The organism is Burkholderia sola (assembly GCF_905400185.1).
Lineage (GTDB): Bacteria > Pseudomonadota > Gammaproteobacteria > Burkholderiales > Burkholderiaceae > Burkholderia > Burkholderia sola.
In genome coordinates, this window is the sequence record NZ_FR989676.1 from 592,554 (window position 1) to 608,475 (window position 15,922).

Annotated in this window: 20 protein-coding genes; 12 read left to right on the top strand and 8 right to left on the bottom strand. The window is 66.2% G+C overall.

Annotation, left to right across the window (positions count from 1 at the left end):
* Nucleotides 1-336: 336 nt before the first annotated feature.
* The 3 genes from KR541_RS19130 to KR541_RS19140 all read right to left on the bottom strand — a co-directional run bounded on the left by KR541_RS19130 (nt 337) and on the right by KR541_RS19140 (nt 3,021).
* On the bottom strand, nt 337-1,356 hold the full coding sequence (locus KR541_RS19130) for a hypothetical protein (RefSeq protein ID WP_050018242.1): 1,020 nt from the start codon (nt 1,354-1,356) through the stop codon (nt 337-339).
* Nucleotides 1,357-1,485: 129 nt separating this feature from the next.
* The gene (locus KR541_RS19135; protein WP_050016075.1) at nt 1,486-2,313 is read right to left on the bottom strand and encodes a hypothetical protein; all 828 of its coding nucleotides are present in this window, start codon (nt 2,311-2,313) and stop codon (nt 1,486-1,488) included.
* A gap of 120 nt (nt 2,314-2,433) precedes the next feature.
* Entirely contained in the window at nt 2,434-3,021 is a 588-nt protein-coding gene (locus KR541_RS19140; RefSeq protein WP_216089733.1) for a tetratricopeptide repeat protein, read from the bottom strand.
* Nucleotides 3,022-3,382: 361 nt separating this feature from the next.
* Here KR541_RS19140 and KR541_RS19145 point away from each other — a divergent pair, with 361 nt between their 5' ends.
* The 3 genes from KR541_RS19145 to atsR all read left to right on the top strand — a co-directional run bounded on the left by KR541_RS19145 (nt 3,383) and on the right by atsR (nt 6,650).
* Nucleotides 3,383-4,255, top strand: coding sequence for a response regulator (locus KR541_RS19145; protein ID WP_050017877.1), 873 nt, complete (start codon nt 3,383-3,385; stop codon nt 4,253-4,255).
* Between the two features lie 69 nt (nt 4,256-4,324).
* The gene (locus KR541_RS19150) at nt 4,325-4,828 is read left to right on the top strand and encodes a putative pterin-binding protein (RefSeq protein ID WP_050017878.1); all 504 of its coding nucleotides are present in this window, start codon (nt 4,325-4,327) and stop codon (nt 4,826-4,828) included.
* Between the two features lies 1 nt (nt 4,829).
* Nucleotides 4,830-6,650, top strand: coding sequence for a hybrid sensor histidine kinase/response regulator AtsR (atsR, locus tag KR541_RS19155; RefSeq protein WP_050017879.1), 1,821 nt, complete (start codon nt 4,830-4,832; stop codon nt 6,648-6,650).
* A 106-nt stretch (nt 6,651-6,756) separates the two neighbouring features.
* On the opposite strand, the gene KR541_RS19160 is transcribed toward atsR, so the two are convergent.
* On the bottom strand, nt 6,757-7,176 hold the full coding sequence (locus tag KR541_RS19160; protein WP_050017880.1) for a secondary thiamine-phosphate synthase enzyme YjbQ: 420 nt from the start codon (nt 7,174-7,176) through the stop codon (nt 6,757-6,759).
* Between the two features lie 10 nt (nt 7,177-7,186).
* The gene (locus KR541_RS19165; protein ID WP_050017881.1) at nt 7,187-7,513 is read right to left on the bottom strand and encodes a thioredoxin family protein; all 327 of its coding nucleotides are present in this window, start codon (nt 7,511-7,513) and stop codon (nt 7,187-7,189) included.
* A 232-nt stretch (nt 7,514-7,745) separates the two neighbouring features.
* On the opposite strand from KR541_RS19165, the gene KR541_RS19170 reads away from it, so the two are divergent.
* From KR541_RS19170 to KR541_RS19195, 6 genes are all read left to right on the top strand, one after another.
* Nucleotides 7,746-8,450 (top strand): flavin reductase family protein, encoded by a 705-nt coding sequence (locus KR541_RS19170; RefSeq protein WP_050017882.1) that lies wholly within the window; start codon nt 7,746-7,748, stop codon nt 8,448-8,450.
* Nucleotides 8,451-8,636: 186 nt separating this feature from the next.
* Nucleotides 8,637-8,969, top strand: coding sequence for a DUF2322 family protein (locus KR541_RS19175; RefSeq protein ID WP_050017883.1), 333 nt, complete (start codon nt 8,637-8,639; stop codon nt 8,967-8,969).
* 110 nt (nt 8,970-9,079) lie between these two features.
* A complete protein-coding gene (locus tag KR541_RS19180) occupies nt 9,080-9,949 on the top strand; it encodes a PASTA domain-containing protein (RefSeq protein WP_050017884.1) in 870 nt (289 codons plus the stop codon).
* A gap of 142 nt (nt 9,950-10,091) precedes the next feature.
* Nucleotides 10,092-10,724 (top strand): LysE family translocator, encoded by a 633-nt coding sequence (locus KR541_RS19185; protein WP_050017885.1) that lies wholly within the window; start codon nt 10,092-10,094, stop codon nt 10,722-10,724.
* Nucleotides 10,725-11,001: 277 nt separating this feature from the next.
* Nucleotides 11,002-11,280 carry a type II toxin-antitoxin system RelE/ParE family toxin gene (locus KR541_RS19190; RefSeq protein ID WP_235356316.1) on the top strand — a complete coding sequence of 93 codons (279 nt, stop codon included), beginning with the start codon at nt 11,002-11,004 and terminating at the stop codon, nt 11,278-11,280.
* Entirely contained in the window at nt 11,267-11,554 is a 288-nt protein-coding gene (locus tag KR541_RS19195) for a helix-turn-helix domain-containing protein (RefSeq protein ID WP_050017886.1), read from the top strand. The genes KR541_RS19190 and KR541_RS19195 overlap by 14 nt, the downstream gene beginning before the upstream one ends.
* 81 nt (nt 11,555-11,635) lie before the next feature.
* Here KR541_RS19195 and KR541_RS19200 read toward each other — a convergent pair whose 3' ends face one another.
* Complete coding sequence (locus KR541_RS19200; protein ID WP_050017887.1) at nt 11,636-12,205, bottom strand: hypothetical protein; 570 nt, start codon at nt 12,203-12,205, stop codon at nt 11,636-11,638.
* A 226-nt stretch (nt 12,206-12,431) separates the two neighbouring features.
* Complete coding sequence (locus tag KR541_RS19205) at nt 12,432-12,890, bottom strand: Lrp/AsnC family transcriptional regulator (protein ID WP_039322714.1); 459 nt, start codon at nt 12,888-12,890, stop codon at nt 12,432-12,434.
* 125 nt (nt 12,891-13,015) lie between these two features.
* On the opposite strand from KR541_RS19205, the gene KR541_RS19210 reads away from it, so the two are divergent.
* From KR541_RS19210 to surE, 3 genes are all read left to right on the top strand, one after another.
* A complete protein-coding gene (locus tag KR541_RS19210; protein WP_050017888.1) occupies nt 13,016-13,750 on the top strand; it encodes an AzlC family ABC transporter permease in 735 nt (244 codons plus the stop codon).
* Nucleotides 13,743-14,051 (top strand): AzlD family protein, encoded by a 309-nt coding sequence (locus KR541_RS19215; RefSeq protein WP_050017889.1) that lies wholly within the window; start codon nt 13,743-13,745, stop codon nt 14,049-14,051. The genes KR541_RS19210 and KR541_RS19215 overlap by 8 nt, the downstream gene beginning before the upstream one ends.
* A 127-nt stretch (nt 14,052-14,178) precedes the next feature.
* The gene (surE, locus tag KR541_RS19220; protein ID WP_089489998.1) at nt 14,179-14,958 is read left to right on the top strand and encodes a 5'/3'-nucleotidase SurE; all 780 of its coding nucleotides are present in this window, start codon (nt 14,179-14,181) and stop codon (nt 14,956-14,958) included.
* 63 nt (nt 14,959-15,021) lie between these two features.
* Here the strand turns inward: surE and KR541_RS19225 are convergent, their stop codons facing one another.
* Nucleotides 15,022-15,855 (bottom strand): SDR family NAD(P)-dependent oxidoreductase, encoded by an 834-nt coding sequence (locus KR541_RS19225; RefSeq protein ID WP_089489997.1) that lies wholly within the window; start codon nt 15,853-15,855, stop codon nt 15,022-15,024.
* Between the last annotated feature and the right edge of the window lie 67 nt (nt 15,856-15,922).

Genomic DNA, 15,922 nt, shown 5'->3' on the forward strand with positions numbered 1-15,922 from the left:
CACGATGGAATGAAAGGGATGGAATTGTCCCGATCATGCCAAACGACTCGGGGGAAATCAGTCGATGCAGTCCTTTTTAGTACTCGTCTGAATAATTTGAATAATTTTTTTGAACTTGACCGAGTCTTTGATGCGACATTTCGTCTGATCCGGGCCGCTGCGTCACGCAGGGGAACGGCAACGCGCGGTGTACGCGTAAACGAAATGCCGCCGGCAAGCCGGCGGCAAAAGATGCGGACACGCATCGCGGGTCGCACCTGAGGCACTCGATGGGACGCGCGCAGGTCATTCGCGAATGACTGCCCCGCGCGACGCTGCCGCGCCGGACGTTTCCGCTCAGTTCTGCGTGAGCGGATTCAGCGTCGTGCACAGGAAGCCCGTGCAGTTCTTCGGCGTGAAATAGAACGACGCCATCGCCGGCACGGGCGAACCGAGCGCGAGGTCGCTCAGGTAGGCCGAGCCCTGCGCACCGAACGTGTTCGACTGCTGGACGAAGCTCGCGCCGGTCGACTGGATCGCGGCCGACTGGTACGTGAAGGTCGGCGATTGCGTCTGGTCCTTCACGTAGATCCACGAGATCGCCGTGCCGAACGCCATCGCGCCCTTCGCACGATAACCCTTCGCGCCTTCGCTGTTGGCCTGCGCGATGAAGTCGTTCACGGTCGACGTCGGCGCCAGCGCGTCGTACGTATAGGTCGCGTTCGACGCGTTGTTCTTCATGTATACGTTCGCCTGCGCGGCCCCGACCATCAGCGGGCCGACGAACCAGTAGCCCGACTGGCCCTGGCCGTTCGCCTGCGTGAGGAACGCATTCGCATCGGCCGGCAGGCCGGTCGTCGTGTACGTGTACGTGGCCGACGAGCCGCCGTCCTTGCGATAGAGATCGCCGTACGTGAGCGGTCCTTCGTACCGGTAGCCGCTCGCCCCTTGCGCGTTTGCCGCGTTGACGAAGGACGTCATGTCGGACGACGCCGTTTGCAACTGGTACGTATACGTCTGAGCGGTGCCGTCGTTCACGAAGATCGACTGCGTGCCACCGTTGGCCGCGCTGTAGAAGTAGTCGCCCAGATAGCGGTAGCCCTTCGCGCCTTCGCTGTTGACCAGCGTCAGGAAGCTCGCCTGGTCGGCCGCAACAGGCTGCGCCTCGTAGCGCCACGTCAGTGTGCTGCCGCCGGAACCACCCGAACCGCCGCTGCCGCCGGAACCCGTTCCGCCCGAACCCGTGCCGCCTGTCCCGCCGCTGCCGCCGTTGTTGCTCGTGCCCGATCCGCCTGACGAAGCCGGCGAGGAATTGTCGTCGCCGCCGCAAGCGGTCAGCGCGAGGCAGGTCAATGCGATCAGTGCAACGGCTTTCATCGGGATCACCTTCCAAACGAACGGGACGAACGAAGCCCGTACGCGCGAATCACGCCGCGCGCACCGACCATCAAGAATCAAGAATCAGAAATCAGGAGTCGGCCGGCGGCCCCCGCCGGCCCGGCGACGTCAATTGACCTGCAGTTGCCCACCGCGGCCCAGCCCGCCCTTGACGTCCTGCGCCTTGTAGCTGCGCAGCGCGACGACCATCTTGTTGTACGCGTCGATGAACGCGACGACCGTCGCCTTGCCTTCCGGCGTCGACGAGAAGCCCGCCAGCGCGCCGCCCACCCCGCCGCCGAAGCCGCCCAGCGCCGCGCCGTAGTTGGTCGCCGTCGAGCTGCCTTCCGACGCCGCGATCTGCACCGCCGAGCGCACGTCGAACAGCGTCAGCGTCACCACCGACGCCTTCGTCTGCAGGTGGCCCGCCACCGCCGCCACCGCGCTGTTGCCGATCAGCCCGCCGATCATGCTGCCGATCCCGCCGATCGGCGAATCGTTGATCACGATCTGCGGTTCCATGTAGTAGTCGGCCGCGACGCGCTGGCCCTTCTGCTGCTTCGAGCCCGCGCGGTATTCGCCCGAGTTGCGCTGCAACTGCGTGATGCGCGACAGGCGCGCGTCGCTCTTCTGGTTGCCGATCGACGTGATCACGAAGCAGTTCGACTGCTGCACCGCCAGCCGCAGCAGCGGATCGATGCTCGTCACCTTGGTCGCGCTGCCGAACTGGCCCCACCAGTCGGCGTTGCGGCCGTCGTCGACCGCGATCGTGCCGAGCGGCGACGGGCAGCGCTGCAGTTGCGAATCGGCGCCGGCGCTCGCGCCGCCGGCCGCCGCGCCTGTCACGCCGGCGTTCTGCCCGCCGGGCGTCACCACGCCGCCGCAACCCGCGACGGACGCGCCAAGCGCTGCAACCAGCGCGCCTTGAGTGAGACGTTGGGAAAGGTTGGTCTTCATGTCGTTATCGATCGATTAGCGTCGTTGTTCGGCTTATGTGTTCGTGCGAACTTCGATAAGCCCCCCGGCGTGGCGCGCGATGGTGGTCTCCCCGCTGCCGCCCCGTTGCTCGATACCCGGTCAGTAGTACCAGTACGTCTGCTGCCAGACGCCGTAGTACGGATAGCCCGAGTACCAGTAGCCGTAATAGACGTCACGCCATTGCGTGCGCCATTTCCAGTCTTCTTCGTCTTCCTTCTTGGCCTTGCGTGCAAGGTCGAGCAGCTTCTTCGATTCCTTGTCGCCGCGGCCGGCCGCGATCGACAGCCACTTCTCCGCTTCGCGCGCATCCGAGCCCATTTCCTCGAGACCGAACAGGTAGAAACTGCCGAGCGCCTTCTGCGCGTTCAGGTCGCCGCGTTCGGCGGCCTCGCGCATCCACTTGAGCGCCTGGTAGCTGTCCTGGCGCACGCCGTCGCCGCGGAAATAGCGCAGGCCGAGGTCGTAGGCGGCCTTCGGCTGGGTCTTCGCGGTTTGCTTGAGCGCGGCGATGCGTGGATCGTCCCGGTCTTCCGCATCGTCCCTTTTTTGATAGGAGACCTGATCTTTAGGGCGATAAGAACAACCTGTGTCGTCGCAGATCCGTACCGTGCCGGCGGTAACCGACGGATCCTGCGCGCACGCACCCAGCAGCAACAGCAGCCCCGGTGCGAGTAAACGGCGATACATGGGTACTTTCCTCAAGTTTTATCGGCGCCGCAATGCTTCGAGCTATTCCACCCCGCGAGCTCGTACCCGGTTTGCGCGCGGCGCAGCGGATACAATTCCATCCGCCAACGCCGACACGCATCCCTAGGCTCTCTCAGGCTCTCTTCGAATCGTTCCGTCACTGTTTCATTGCCGCCGCTTTTCGCTGCCCCGACTGTGCCGGCATCGCGCTCCAAACATGACGCGACAAACAATAGTGACGTGGTGAGCAATAATAATGGAGAAAAATGGCATGTCAAGGCCCTTCGCGTGTTTAAAGTTTGCGTGACGCGTCAGCTTTGATATGCTCTTCCTCACCAAAACCCCTGGAGACCCCATCGAGATGTCCACCACCGAGCAGGCCAACGTCGATCTCATCACCGCCAACAAGGTGCGCGATCTCCTGAACCGGAACGGCATTCCGCCGCGAAGTCACAACACGACGATCGCGAACGTGCTCGGCCTGAGCTTCTCGGTCGTCACGCGCAAGATGAAGGGCCTGATCCCGTGGAACCTGTCGCAGTTGCAGGACATCGCGACGCACTTCGGCGTGCCGCCCGCGATCCTGCTCGACGACAAGGGCACGCAGCCGGCCGCGGCCGAGATGATCGACGCGACGTTCGTGATCGAATCGAAGCGCTTGCGCTGCCGCGCGGCAATCTCGACGAAGGCCACCAGCCAGATCGAAACGGACTTCGTCGCGCTGCAGTGGCAGGGCGAATGGATCGTCACCGAACGCCAGCACGCACGCGAGGGCCGCACGTATCCGGTCGACGTGATCGAGCTGCGCTCCGCGCAGCCGAACGTGTATGCGGCTCGGATCGCCGTGGTCGACGATTCGCACGACGTCGCCGAAACGGTCTGTGAATATTTCATCGAGAAAGGCGTGAACGCGATTCCGTACTTCGACGGCGCGAGCTTCCGCAAGGCGCTGGAAGTCGAGGATTTCGACGGCTACATCCTCGACTGGATGCTCGGCGACCAGACGGCCGCCGAACTCGTGCGCGGCATCCGCTCGAGCGAGAACAGCGGCGCGCCGATCTTCCTGCTGACCGGCAAGATCTCGACCGGCGAAGCGAGCGAGGACGAGATCGCGCACATCGTGTCGCACTACAACGCGCGCTGCGAAGAAAAGCCGGTGCGCCTGCCGATCCTGTTCGCGGAAGTCGCCCGCGAGCTGAAGCTCACGCTGCCGGCGGCGACGGCGACGAACTGAGAACCGGGCGCCGGGAACGGCGACCGGCGCGACAACCCGCTACACGCATCACCAGACCGAGGAAAAGACATGCGCGTTTCAACCATCTGGACCAAAAGCCTGCTGACGGCCTGCCTGCTCGGGATGGCTGCCGCGACATGGGCCGCGTCGTCGTTCACGTTCACCGTCGACGGCAAGATCAGCAAGAGCAACCAGCAGGGGAAGATGACCTACGTCTTTTCCGAGCAGGCGCTGATGGCGCTGCCGCAACATACGATCGTCACGTCGACGAGCTGGACGCCGAAGGCCGCCTTCACGGGCCCGCGCCTGTCCGACGTGCTGAAGACGGTCGGCGCGCACGGCACGCAGATCGAATTCCGCTGCATCGACGAGTACACGTTCACGATTCCCGTGTCCGATGCGGCCAGGTACGGCGTGATCCTCGCGCGGACGATGAACGGCAAGGTGCTCGGCAACGACAACTACGGCCCGCTGTGGATCATGTATCCGCGCGACCAGTATCCCGACGAACTGAAGACGCCGCTCGGCGAAGCGAAGTTCGCGTGGCAGATCATCGGTCTGACCGTGAAGTAACATGACGCGGCGGCGATGGAAAAATAGAAAGATCATCCTGATCCTCGGCTCGCTGTGGATCATGGGGTTCGCCGCGTGGGCGTTCCTGCTGTGGGATCTCCTCGCCACCTCGGTCAACGAGGGCGTGCTCGAGGGGCCGCGTGAAGGCGTGTTCTGGACCGCCGCGCAATACCGGAACGTCTATACGCGCTTCGACCGGCAGCTGATTCTCTACGCGACGCGCGAGGACGACGATTTCGATCACGTGCAGATGCAGCTCGACAGCCTGTCGGTGTCGTTCGGGTTCATGCAGCGGCCGTCCGAAGTGTCCCAATACTGGCTGCGCATCCCGCGCGCGCGCAACGAGATCGACGCGCTCGGCGAATTCATGACGCGCCTGAAGCGCGAGGTGCCGCTGCTGCGCGATTCGCCGAAGCAGGCGCGGCAGGTGATCGACGAAGTCAATGCGTACTGGCCGAAGGTCAACGGCCTCGCGAACTACTTCCGCGCGATCGAAATGGCGCAGCGCGATTTCACGTTCCATCAATTGAAGGACAAGCAGCGCGCGATCCTGATCCTCGGCATCGTGCTCGGTGTGATCCTGTGCGCACTGTTCCTGCTGCTGTTCTATACGATGCGCACGCGCGACGACCTGCTCGAACGGCAGAACGCGGCGCTCGATGCGGAACGCAAGGCGTCCGACCGCGCGTTCGAGATGATCGAGGCCAAGAACGCGTTCCTCGGGATGGTCAGCCACGAACTGCGTACGCCGCTGCAGGCGATTTGCGGATCGATCGAGATCCTGCTCGCACGCCCGCAGTCCGACGCGAACCTGAAGACGATCCGGCGGCTGCAGAATTCCGCGCTGTCGCTGGAAGCGCTCGTCAAGGACCTCACCGACTACATCAAGCTGCGCTCGACGAAACGCGTCGCCGAACTGGATACCGTCGGCATCGCGCCGCTGCTTGCCGAGGCGCTCGAACCGCTGCGCGAGCGGATCGCGACGAAACGGATCACGGTCACGCAGCGCGTCGAGCCGCCCGGCCTCGCGATCCGCTCCGATCGCAAGCTGCTGCGACAGGTGCTGTCGAACCTGATCGAGAACTCGGTCAAGTACACGGCCGGCGGCTCGATCACGGTGGCGATCACGCTCGCCGATGCGCCGGCCGGCCAGCAGGTGAAGATCGCCGTGCGCGATACCGGCGCCGGCATCGCGAAGCAGCATCTGTCGAAGATCTTCGAGCCGTTCTATCGCGCGAACGACGCGGTCGGGCTGCACGTGGACGGGATCGGCATGGGGCTCGCGGTCGTGCGCGAAATCGTGACGACGCTGCGCGGGCATGTGGACGTGCGCAGCGCGGTCGGCGAAGGCAGCGAGTTCGTCGTGACGCTGCCGGTCGAAGTGCCCGGCGTCGATACGGCCGGCACCGCGGCCGGCGACGTGCCCGCGCTGCCGCCCGTGCTGCCGCACCGCGACCGGCGCGCGCTGGTGGTCGACGACAACGACAACGCGCGCGAGACGCTTGGCGCGATGCTGTCGGCGCTCGGCGTCGAGGCCGATCTGTGCGGCACCGGGCAGGAAGGCGTCGCACGCTTCGGTACGGGCCGCTACGACCTCGTCGTGCTCGATCTCGAACTGCCGGACCTGAGCGGATTCGACGTGGCGCGGCGCATTCGCGCGGTGGCGGAGCCCGACGACGACGGCCGGCATCCGGCGATTCTCGGCGTCAGCGCGTATGAATCGGCGGCGCTGCGCGAGAACAAGCGGGCGTTCGACGCGTTCCTGCCGAAGCCGGTTCACCTGCGCGAACTCGGCGCGCTCGTCGAGAAGCTGCTCGCCTGAGCCGCGCGCGGGCGCGGCGTTACGCGTTTCCGTCCGCTTGCGTTTCCGTCCGCTTGCGTTTCCGTCCGCTTGCGTTTCCGTCCGCTAGCCCGCTCGCCGGCTTTGCCTACTCGCCGATCAGATGCAGCACGATGTCGCGCCGGTGCGCCGCGCGACGATGCTCGAACAGATAGATTCCCTGCCACGTGCCGAGCACCATGCGCCCGTGCTCGACCGGAATCGACAACTGCACCTGCGTGAGCGCGGTGCGCAGATGCGCGGGCATGTCGTCGGCGCCTTCGGTGTCGTGCTCGTAGCGCGTGTCGTCCTCGGGCGCGAGCGTCGCGAAATAGCGTCCGATATCGCGCTGCACCGACGGATCCGCGTTCTCCTGGATCAGCAACGACGCCGACGTATGGCGGCAGAACACGGTGAGCAGGCCGGTGCGGATCGCCTGCTGGTCGACGAACGCACGCACCTGCTGCGTGACTTCGACGAGGCCGCTGCCGCGCGTATCGACGCCGACGTGCGTGATGGCCTGTTGCATCGTCGTGACCTCAGGCCAGCGCGGCGAAGCCGTCGGATTCGATCTGCTTCGCGTCGGCGGGGCGCACGACGCGCGCGACTTCGACCCCATCGCGCAGGAATACCAGCGTCGGCCACAGCTTCACCCCGAACGAGCGACCGAGCGGACGGCCGGGGCCGTCCTCGATCTTCAGGTGCCGCACGGCAGGATGCGCGGAGAACGACGCCGTGATCGCGGGCTGCGCGCCTGCGCAGATCCCGCACCAGTTCGCGCCGAATTCGATGACGGTTGCGCCGCCCAGTGCGTCGACTTCCGCGCGGGTCGGCGCGTTGGCGGTGTAGCGTTGCTCGGTGTCCATCAGGCCCTCGTGTGCGTTGGCGGAACGTGACTGCGCGCGCCCGCGTGATGCAAAGCGGGCGCGGCCTTCGATTTCTTACTGTAGCGGAAAAGCCCACGCATTGCCGGCTCGGTCAGGCGCGGCGCCGGCGCCTTTTTGCGCACCGTTCGGAATGACACGACAAGATTCGGAGCGTCGCGTCGCCGCGACGGGTTCAGCATGAGAACCGATCCCGTCAACGAAGGACTCGACCATGAATGCGCCGCATTGCGTCACCGAACCGAACATCCTCTACTTCGGCACGCCCGTCGTGCTGGTCAGCACGCTGAACGAAAACGGCACGGCCAATCTCGCGCCGATCTCGTCCGCGTTCTGGCTCGGCTGGCGCGGCGTGACCGGCATCGCCGCCAGTTCGCAGACCACCCGCAACCTGCTACGCACCGGCGAATGCGTGCTGAACCTGCCGTCGTCGGCGCAGGCGAACGCGGTCGACCGGATCGCGCGCACGACCGGCACGTATCCGGTGCCCGACGGCAAGCGCGCGAAAGGCTACGTATTCGAACCCGACAAGTTCGGCACGGCCGGGTTCACCGAGGCCGCGTCGCAAACGGTCGCGCCGCCGCGCGCGCTCGAATGCCCGGTTCATATGGAGGCGGTCGTCGCGGCCACATACGGGATCGGCGACGACATGCCCGACCTGCGCGGCCGCATTCGCGTGTTCGAGATGCGCATCCAGCGCGTGCACGCGCACCCCGACCTGCTGATGGACGGTCATCCGGACCGCATCGATCCGGACAAGTGGTCGCCGCTGATCATGAGCTTCCAGAAGTTCTACGGGCTGGCGCCGCGCCAGATGCATCCGTCGCGGCTCGCCGACATTCCCGAGCACGCGTATCGCAGCCCCGACATCGAGCGCGCGCGCGAGGCGGGTGTGCTGACCGGTACCGGGCGGTCATGACGCCGCACGCGTCGGCACGGCGGCATCGCTGGCGAACGTGACGCGGATGATCGACGCGGTATTCGGCGTCGCGATGCCGGGCGCGCTGTACGACGCGTGCCGCGGCGGCGGCGCGACCAAGCCGATCGGATAAGATACGGCCGGCCACGCACCTTGGCCGATGACCGAACCGACGGAGTGTTTTCAGTGATTCAACCGACTCAAGTATTCAAGGACAACCTCGCGCAACTGCCGGCCATCGACGGCATCGCGCGCATCGATCTCGTCGGCGCGAACGGCGACGTGGTCGCGACCATCGAGAACCAGCCGGGCAAGCAGGGCTCGCTCGCGGTGTACCACTATCTGAAGCAGGCGTTCGGCACGCTCGACGCGAAGTCGGCCGAACACGGCCTCGCGGTGTTCGCCGAGCATACGGCCGACGCACGCAATCGTCCGGGCGCTCACCCGAACGTCGATCGTCTCCTGGCGATCGTCGCGGGCGGCGACGCGCTGCGCATCGACGTCGTCGCGAACGGCTGAGAGTCGGCGGCGGCACGTGGGCGTGCCGCCGGGCGGTGCGCGCGACCGTGACATACGGGCGAAAAAGCGCGATTGTCGCGCCCGTTCCACTTTCCCCGGGGACAGTCTGGGTGTTGCTTTCCATTGCGTCACCGCTCATCCGCCATCTTGCTTCGATCGTTTCGATCGCGGTGTTGGCCAGTGCCACGTTCGGTGGCACGGCATCGGCCGAGCCGCTGCGCACGGGCTCCGATATCGCCGGGGCGTCGCTCGTGCCATTCGGCACGCTGCCGCGCTCGCCTGAAAACGGTTCGCTCGATCCGTTCTGCACGCAATATCGCGCGAAAACGACCACGGCGGCCGGCCGCGAGGTCGCGCAGCGCAACTGGATCGTGACGTCCGAGGCACCGCTCGGACGCTACACGGTCGTCACGTTCGCGAGCGGATTCAGCGCCGGCACGAGCGCGATCTGCTTCGCGCGCAACGGCAATATCGGCGTATTCGACGACACGACGCTCGTCGCGCTCGGCTACACCGCACGCAAGGCCAGCTGGCAGCTCGGCTCGGCCGATCGGCTGGAAAGCGGCGCGCTGCTGATCTGGGGCGGCGACGGCCCGGCGCCGCCCGTCGGCGAGCTGCACGAACACAACGGCGAACTGCGGCTGACCCGCGTCGCCGCCGAAAGCACACACTGCAACGGCCACGCGGTCGTGCCGAACGTGTATGGCAAGCCGCTCGACGCGGCACGCAAGATACTGATCGCGCATGGCTGGCAGCCGCTGCGTCCGCGCGAGAAACCGGACGCGATGGACGGCGCAGCGACGCTCGCGAAGCACGGCATCGTCGAAGCCGAAGCGTGTTCGGGCACCGGGATGGGGTATTGCGCGCTGCGCTACCGGAACGCGGCCGGCGTGCTCGGCGTGACGACGGTGGGCGGCGAGCCGGACCGGCCATCCGCGAATACCGTGATCGACTATCAGGTGGCCTGTCGCAAACAGTGAGGGGGGTGCGGGCCGCGCATGCGCGATGCACGCGCCACGCGATCCGTGCCGTCCGGCCATCGTCCGTTCGCTCGATTGACCGGCCTCGCACGCCCTCCTAAACTGGGTTCCCTTTTACGCCGCACCAGCAAAAGGGAATGCCATGATCGACTTTTCCACGCTCGCGCTGTTCTCCGGCGCGTGTCTCGCGCTGACCGTTACACCCGGCCCCGACATGTTGCTGATCGCGTCCCGCAGCGTGAGCCAGGGGCGGCGCGCCGGCTTCGCGACGCTCGCGGGCATCCAGGCCGGCACCTACTGTCACGCGCTCGCGGCCGCGCTCGGTCTGTCGCAGCTCTTCGTCGCGGTGCCGCTCGCGTACGACGCGGTACGTTTCGCAGGCGCCGCGTATCTGCTGTATCTCGCGTGGAAGACATTCCGTTCGGATGCGACTGCGCTGTCGCCCGTCGCGTCGCAACGTCAGCGCTCGACCGCGACGATCTTTCGCCAAGGGCTGACGACGAACCTGCTGAACCCGAAGATGGCGTTGTTCGTGCTCGCGCTGTTCCCGCAGTTCGTGCGGCCCGAACAGGGTTCGATCGCCGTGCAGATTCTCGTGCTCGCGACGGTGCTGAACCTGATCGGCATCGTCGTGAACGGCGCGGTGATTCTGTCCGCGAGCCGGCTGAGCCAGCGGATCGGCGCACGCCGCCGGCCGTCGAAGGTGCCGCAGTATCTGCTCGGGTCGGTATTCGTGGGTCTCGCGGCGCGGCTCGCGGTGGCGGGGCGGGACTAACCCCGTCGCAATTTCGTAGTACGCGGTCCCCCCGACACCGAACCGCACGGTCTGCCGGGCCCGAATGTCCCGAGCGCGCTCGGGTCCGCACATCGTCACCGATCTCTCCGACCGAAGAAATACGGTCGCGAACTCCCCTCACGTCTGACCCACCGCCTGTGTCCGCATCTGCGGTCGGTCACCGTTCTTGCATCGACATAACATATTTGTTACTATGCAGACTCATGGTTATGAGATCCGGTTTTTCAATGAGCGTGTAGCGGTGGGCGTAGCATCGTTGCCGACGACCCTGCTTGCCCGGTACTTTGCACTCGCTGACCGCATGGAACGGTACGGCCCGAATCTCGGGGAACCTCACTCCCAATCGATGGGAAACGGCCTGTACGAAATGCGTTTGAAAGGCGCGGCAGGTATTGCCGGAGTGTTTTACCGCGCGATCGTCGAGCGGCGTATCGTCATGCTCCACTGTTTCGTGAAGAAGACGCCATGGACGCCGCTGAAGGAACTGGAAATCGCGCGTCGTCGATTGAAGGAGGTTCGAGATGACAACCTATAAGGAACTCCGCGAGCGGGCACTGGCGGACCCCGCGGTGCGCACGGAATACGGACGATTGAATCGCGAGGAATTCGCGCTGCTCGACGCGATGCTGGCTGCTCGGCGAGAGGCCGGCTTGTCGCAAGCCGATGTGGCGGAACGTATGGGCACGAAAGCACCCGCCATTACTCGACTCGAGCGCGCGCTCGCCACCGGGCAGCATTCCCCGTCCATCGATACGCTGCGCAAGTATGCGGCGGCTTGCGGCAAGACGCTCCTGATCTCGTTCGCCTGACTCACGCGCGCTCGAAAAGGTCGGCTTCCATGCCGGATTTCGATACCGGCACGCGCGCGAGGCGCCCGATCGCCGAAGCCGTCAGCGCGTCGCCCCCAGCGCGACGCGCAGCCGCTCCATCAATCGCGTGTAGTGCCGCAGCACGTCGTCCTTCGGCACGACGCTCGCGGTCGCGAAACGCTCGGACCACACCGGCTTCCAGGCATACGAGCCGTGCACGCTGCGGTCGCCGTCGGGCGCCTGGATCAGCGAGCGAATCCGCGCGTCGCGGCCCGGCCCCGTATGCATCTCGAACAGCGCATGAATGAACGTGTGATACGCGTCGTACACGTCGTCGTCGAACAGGTAGCGGTAGATGTGGAACGTGCGGTCGAGGTCGCGCTTCGCGCGGATCACGTCGTCCGGCGAGATGTCCTTCCAGTAGCCGATCCACGTGTAGAAGCACAGCAGCGCATTGAGCTGCGGCGCGACCGTGTCGTACAGCGCGAGCCGCTTTTCGATCAGCCGCTGATTGGTCCACTGCACGAGTTCGAGCCGCTTCAGCCGGCGCGCGACGAGCCAGCCGAGACAGGCGACCGACAACGGCGTCAGCACGCCGAGCACGAGCTTGACGATTTCCAGCGAATTCCACGGCGTATTGAATGGCTGCATGTAGGGCTCGACAGGAAGAAACGCATTCGCGGCGACGCACGACCTGGCGCGCTATGCAGCGCCGTTCGGCCGATCGCGTCGGCATTGACCGTTAGTTGCTTGCACATCGACCGGCGTGCGACCGCACCGGCAATCCGTGCGATGCGACTCACCCCGTCAGTTTATCGGGCGATTGTCACCGTGCCATGACCGCTCGTCGACGCATCGCCGCACGCCCCGCCCCGCTTCAGGTTGGTAGCGCCGACGTGAGCTTGACCTTCTGCATCGGAATGTCGGTCTTCACGCTCAGCACGCCGGGAATACGCGTCAGGTATTCCATCTGGAAGCGCCGGTAATCGTCAATGTCGGCCGCGACGACGCGCAGCAGGAAATCGCAGTCGCCGGCCATCAGGTGGCATTCGACGACTTCCGGCATCTGCTGGACGGCCTCGGCGAAACGGTTCACCGATTCCGCGTCCTGCCCCTTCAGCCATACGCGCGTGAAGATCGTCAGCCCCTTGCCGACCTTCGCCGGGTTCAGCACGGCCACGTATTTCTCGATCACGCCGGCTTCCTCGAGCAACCGCACGCGCCGCAGACACGGCGACGGCGACAGCCCGACCTCCTGCGCGAGCTCCACGTTCTGCATGCGGCCGTCGCGCTGCAGCGCGCTCAGGATTCGGCGGTCGATAGCGTCAAGTTTCATTTGGCATCCGATTCCAAAAAATTCTCATATCACACGTTCAATGCCAAATTCTGAGAAAAATCTGGCGACAACGCAACCCGATTCGAGTCAAAAAAGCAGACAATTCCTCCCCCGAAGGAGGAGTAATGAGCAGTAGCGTTTCAACGTCGTCCGGGCTTCGCGACAGGCCCGCCTATGTCGCCGAGATGGGTCGCGGTTTGCGCGCGGCGCTGCCCGTCATGCTGGGTTTCGTGCCGTTCGCGCTGGTGCTCGGCGCGCAGGCTGCGCAAAAAGGGCTGAGCCTGTTCGAGGTGCCGATGATGACGGGCCTGAACTTCGGCGGCGGCTCCGAATTCGCGGCGATCCATCTGTGGACCTCGCCGCCGCACATCGCGCTGATCGTCGCGATGTCGTTCCTCGTGAATTCGCGCCACATCCTGATGGGCGCCGCATTCGCGCCCTACCTCCGCCGCCTGCCGCGCCGCCGCGCGTTCGTCGCGCTGTTCTTCATGTGCGACGAGAGCTGGGCGATGTCGCTCGCCGACGCGCGCGAGCGCTCGGCCACGCATATCAGCGTGCCCTATTACGCGGGCATCTGCGTGGGACTCTACCTGACGTGGATCTCGATGACGACGCTCGGCGCGGCGGTCGGTCCGACGATCGGCGACGTCGAACAGTACGGCTTCGACATGGCGTTCACGGCCGTGTTTCTGGTGCTGCTGCGCGGGATGTGGAAAGGCGTGCGTGCGAGCCGCCCGTGGTTCGTGAGCCTCGTCGTCGCGGCGGCCACCCATCTCGCGCTGCCCGGTGCGTGGTATGTCGCGGCCGGCGCCTGCGCGGGGCTGATCGCCGCGCTGCTGTGGGAGCCTCGCGATGCCTGAGCTTCCGGATTTCGGCACCGTCGCGACGATCGTGCTGATGGCGTCGACCACCTACCTGTCGCGCATTCTCGGCTACGTGCTGCTGCGCAACCGCACGCTGAGCCCGCGGATGGCGTCGGTGATGGAAAACGTGCCCGGCTGCGTGCTGATCTCGGTGATCGCGCCGGCGTTCGTGTCGACGCGCCCGGCCGACCTGCTCGCGCTCGCGATCACGCTCGTCGCGGCGACACGCCTGTCGATCCTGCCGACGGTCATCGTCGGCGTCGCGTCGGCCGGCCTGCTGCGCTACCTGCTCGGCTGAGCGGGTCCGGACTGCCGCACCGGCACGCACCTTCCACGACACGACGATCCTCGCGCCGGAATGCTAGCCTTGTGGATTGCGCCACACCGCACCTCCGCTGCCATTGCCCTTCACGAGGATCGCCCCGATGCAAGCAACCCGCCCGCTGTTCGACCGTGTCCTGCTCACCAACGACGACGGATTCGACGCTCCCGGCCTCGACATACTCGAACAGGTCGCCACGCAACTCGCGCGCGAAGTGTGGATCGTGGCTCCAGCCGAGGACCAGAGCGGCACATCGCATTCGCTGAGCCTGCATGAACCGCTGCGCGTGCATCGCAAGGGCGAGCGGCGCTTCGCGGTGCGCGGCACGCCCGGCGATTGCGTCGCGATCGCGGTCAGCCACCTGATGAAGGGCGCGCGGCCCGACGTCGTACTGTCCGGCGTGAATCGCGGCGCGAACCTCGGCACCGAAACGGTGTTTTCCGGCACGGTCGGCGCGGCGATGACGAGCATGCTGGTCGGCGTACCGGCCGTCGCGCTGAGCCAGGCCTTCACCGACCGCAACGCGGTGCCGTGGGGCACCGCGCTCGCGCATGCGCCGGACGTCATCCGCCGGCTCGTCGCCGCCGGCTGGGACAGCGACGCGTGCCTCAACGTGAATTTCCCGCCGCGGCCAGCCGACGACGTGCGTGGCCTGAAGGCGACGAACCAGGGCGCCGGCACGCTGCAGGGTGTAGAGATCGTGTCGGGACGCGATCCGCGCGAGATCGACTATCACTGGCTGAAGCTCGCGCGCGCACCGCGCGACGACGATGCGGATTCTGAAACGGTTGCGCTCGGCGAAGGGTATATCTCGGTCACGCCGCTCAAGTTCGAGCGCACGCACGATCAGGCGCTCGCGCGGCTGCGGTCGAACCTCGGCTGATCGCAAGCGCCTTCGAATGACCCGGCTGCCACGCGCGCCATACGTGTCCACCGCCTCAGTGCATCACGTCAGATTCAAGCCGCCGTCGAGCATCACGATCTCGCCCGTCACGTAATCGGACGCGACGAGCATCGCGACCGTCTGCGCGATATCGTCCGGCGTCGCCGCGCGGCGCATCGGCGCGCGTTCGCGCCAGAGCTGCTGCGCTTCCGTCCAGTCGGCGGTCAGCGGCGTATCGACGAGCCCCGGCGCGACCGCATTGACGCGAATCGCGGGAGCCAGCGTGCGCGCGAGCAGCCGCGTCGTGTGATTGAGTGCGGCCTTCGCGGCCGCATACGGAATCGACGCGCCCTTCGGCCGCATGCCCGCATGCGAGCTGACGTTCACGACGCACCCGGCCCGCCCGCGCGACGCCGACTCGCGCAGCGCGGCTTCCGCTTCGGCGACCAGCCGGAACGGCGCGATCACGTTGATTTCATGCATCTCGCGCCACACGTCGGGCGTGGCCGCTGAGAGGTCGTCATGCGGAATCACGCGGCTGACGCCCGCATTGTTCACGAGCACGTCGAGCCGGCCGTGCACCGCGAGCGCGTCGCGGATCAGCCGCACGCGTTCGGCATCGTCGGCGAGATCGGCTTGCACGTACGCGCCGCCGAGTTCGCGCGCCATCGCGCGGCCGGCGTCGGCCGAGCTGCGCGAATGCAGGATCACCGCGTAGCCGTCGGCCGCCAGCCGACGCGCGACGGCCGCCCCGATCCCCGACGTCGAGCCGGTGACGAGCGCGACCGGCCGGTGCACGCGCGACGCGCGCGGCTCGCCGGCGGCTTCGGCTTCTGGAGCGGTTTCGGTGTCGGTTTCGGCAATCGGGGCAGAGATCGGCGGCAGCGGCGCGTCCATGGCGTGGGACCCTGTCAGTGGCGTTCCCGCATCATAAGCGCGACGGGGCCGCGGGGAAGCGAATTCA

What these genes read in the sequence shown, in the direction of transcription:
- KR541_RS19130 (WP_050018242.1), bottom strand. Translation starts at nt 1,356, where the DNA reads ATGAAAGCCGTTGCACTGATCGCATTGACCTGCCTCGCGCTGACCGCT.
- KR541_RS19135 (WP_050016075.1), bottom strand. Translation starts at nt 2,313, where the DNA reads ATGAAGACCAACCTTTCCCAACGTCTCACTCAAGGCGCGCTGGTTGCA.
- KR541_RS19140 (WP_216089733.1), bottom strand. Translation starts at nt 3,021, where the DNA reads ATGTATCGCCGTTTACTCGCACCGGGGCTGCTGTTGCTGCTGGGTGCG.
- KR541_RS19145 (WP_050017877.1), top strand. Translation starts at nt 3,383, where the DNA reads ATGTCCACCACCGAGCAGGCCAACGTCGATCTCATCACCGCCAACAAG.
- KR541_RS19150 (WP_050017878.1), top strand. Translation starts at nt 4,325, where the DNA reads ATGCGCGTTTCAACCATCTGGACCAAAAGCCTGCTGACGGCCTGCCTG.
- atsR (WP_050017879.1), top strand. Translation starts at nt 4,830, where the DNA reads ATGACGCGGCGGCGATGGAAAAATAGAAAGATCATCCTGATCCTCGGC.
- KR541_RS19160 (WP_050017880.1), bottom strand. Translation starts at nt 7,176, where the DNA reads ATGCAACAGGCCATCACGCACGTCGGCGTCGATACGCGCGGCAGCGGC.
- KR541_RS19165 (WP_050017881.1), bottom strand. Translation starts at nt 7,513, where the DNA reads ATGGACACCGAGCAACGCTACACCGCCAACGCGCCGACCCGCGCGGAA.
- KR541_RS19170 (WP_050017882.1), top strand. Translation starts at nt 7,746, where the DNA reads ATGAATGCGCCGCATTGCGTCACCGAACCGAACATCCTCTACTTCGGC.
- KR541_RS19185 (WP_050017885.1), top strand. Translation starts at nt 10,092, where the DNA reads ATGATCGACTTTTCCACGCTCGCGCTGTTCTCCGGCGCGTGTCTCGCG.
- KR541_RS19195 (WP_050017886.1), top strand. Translation starts at nt 11,267, where the DNA reads ATGACAACCTATAAGGAACTCCGCGAGCGGGCACTGGCGGACCCCGCG.
- KR541_RS19200 (WP_050017887.1), bottom strand. Translation starts at nt 12,205, where the DNA reads ATGCAGCCATTCAATACGCCGTGGAATTCGCTGGAAATCGTCAAGCTC.
- KR541_RS19205 (WP_039322714.1), bottom strand. Translation starts at nt 12,890, where the DNA reads ATGAAACTTGACGCTATCGACCGCCGAATCCTGAGCGCGCTGCAGCGC.
- KR541_RS19210 (WP_050017888.1), top strand. Translation starts at nt 13,016, where the DNA reads ATGAGCAGTAGCGTTTCAACGTCGTCCGGGCTTCGCGACAGGCCCGCC.
- KR541_RS19215 (WP_050017889.1), top strand. Translation starts at nt 13,743, where the DNA reads ATGCCTGAGCTTCCGGATTTCGGCACCGTCGCGACGATCGTGCTGATG.
- surE (WP_089489998.1), top strand. Translation starts at nt 14,179, where the DNA reads ATGCAAGCAACCCGCCCGCTGTTCGACCGTGTCCTGCTCACCAACGAC.
- KR541_RS19225 (WP_089489997.1), bottom strand. Translation starts at nt 15,855, where the DNA reads ATGGACGCGCCGCTGCCGCCGATCTCTGCCCCGATTGCCGAAACCGAC.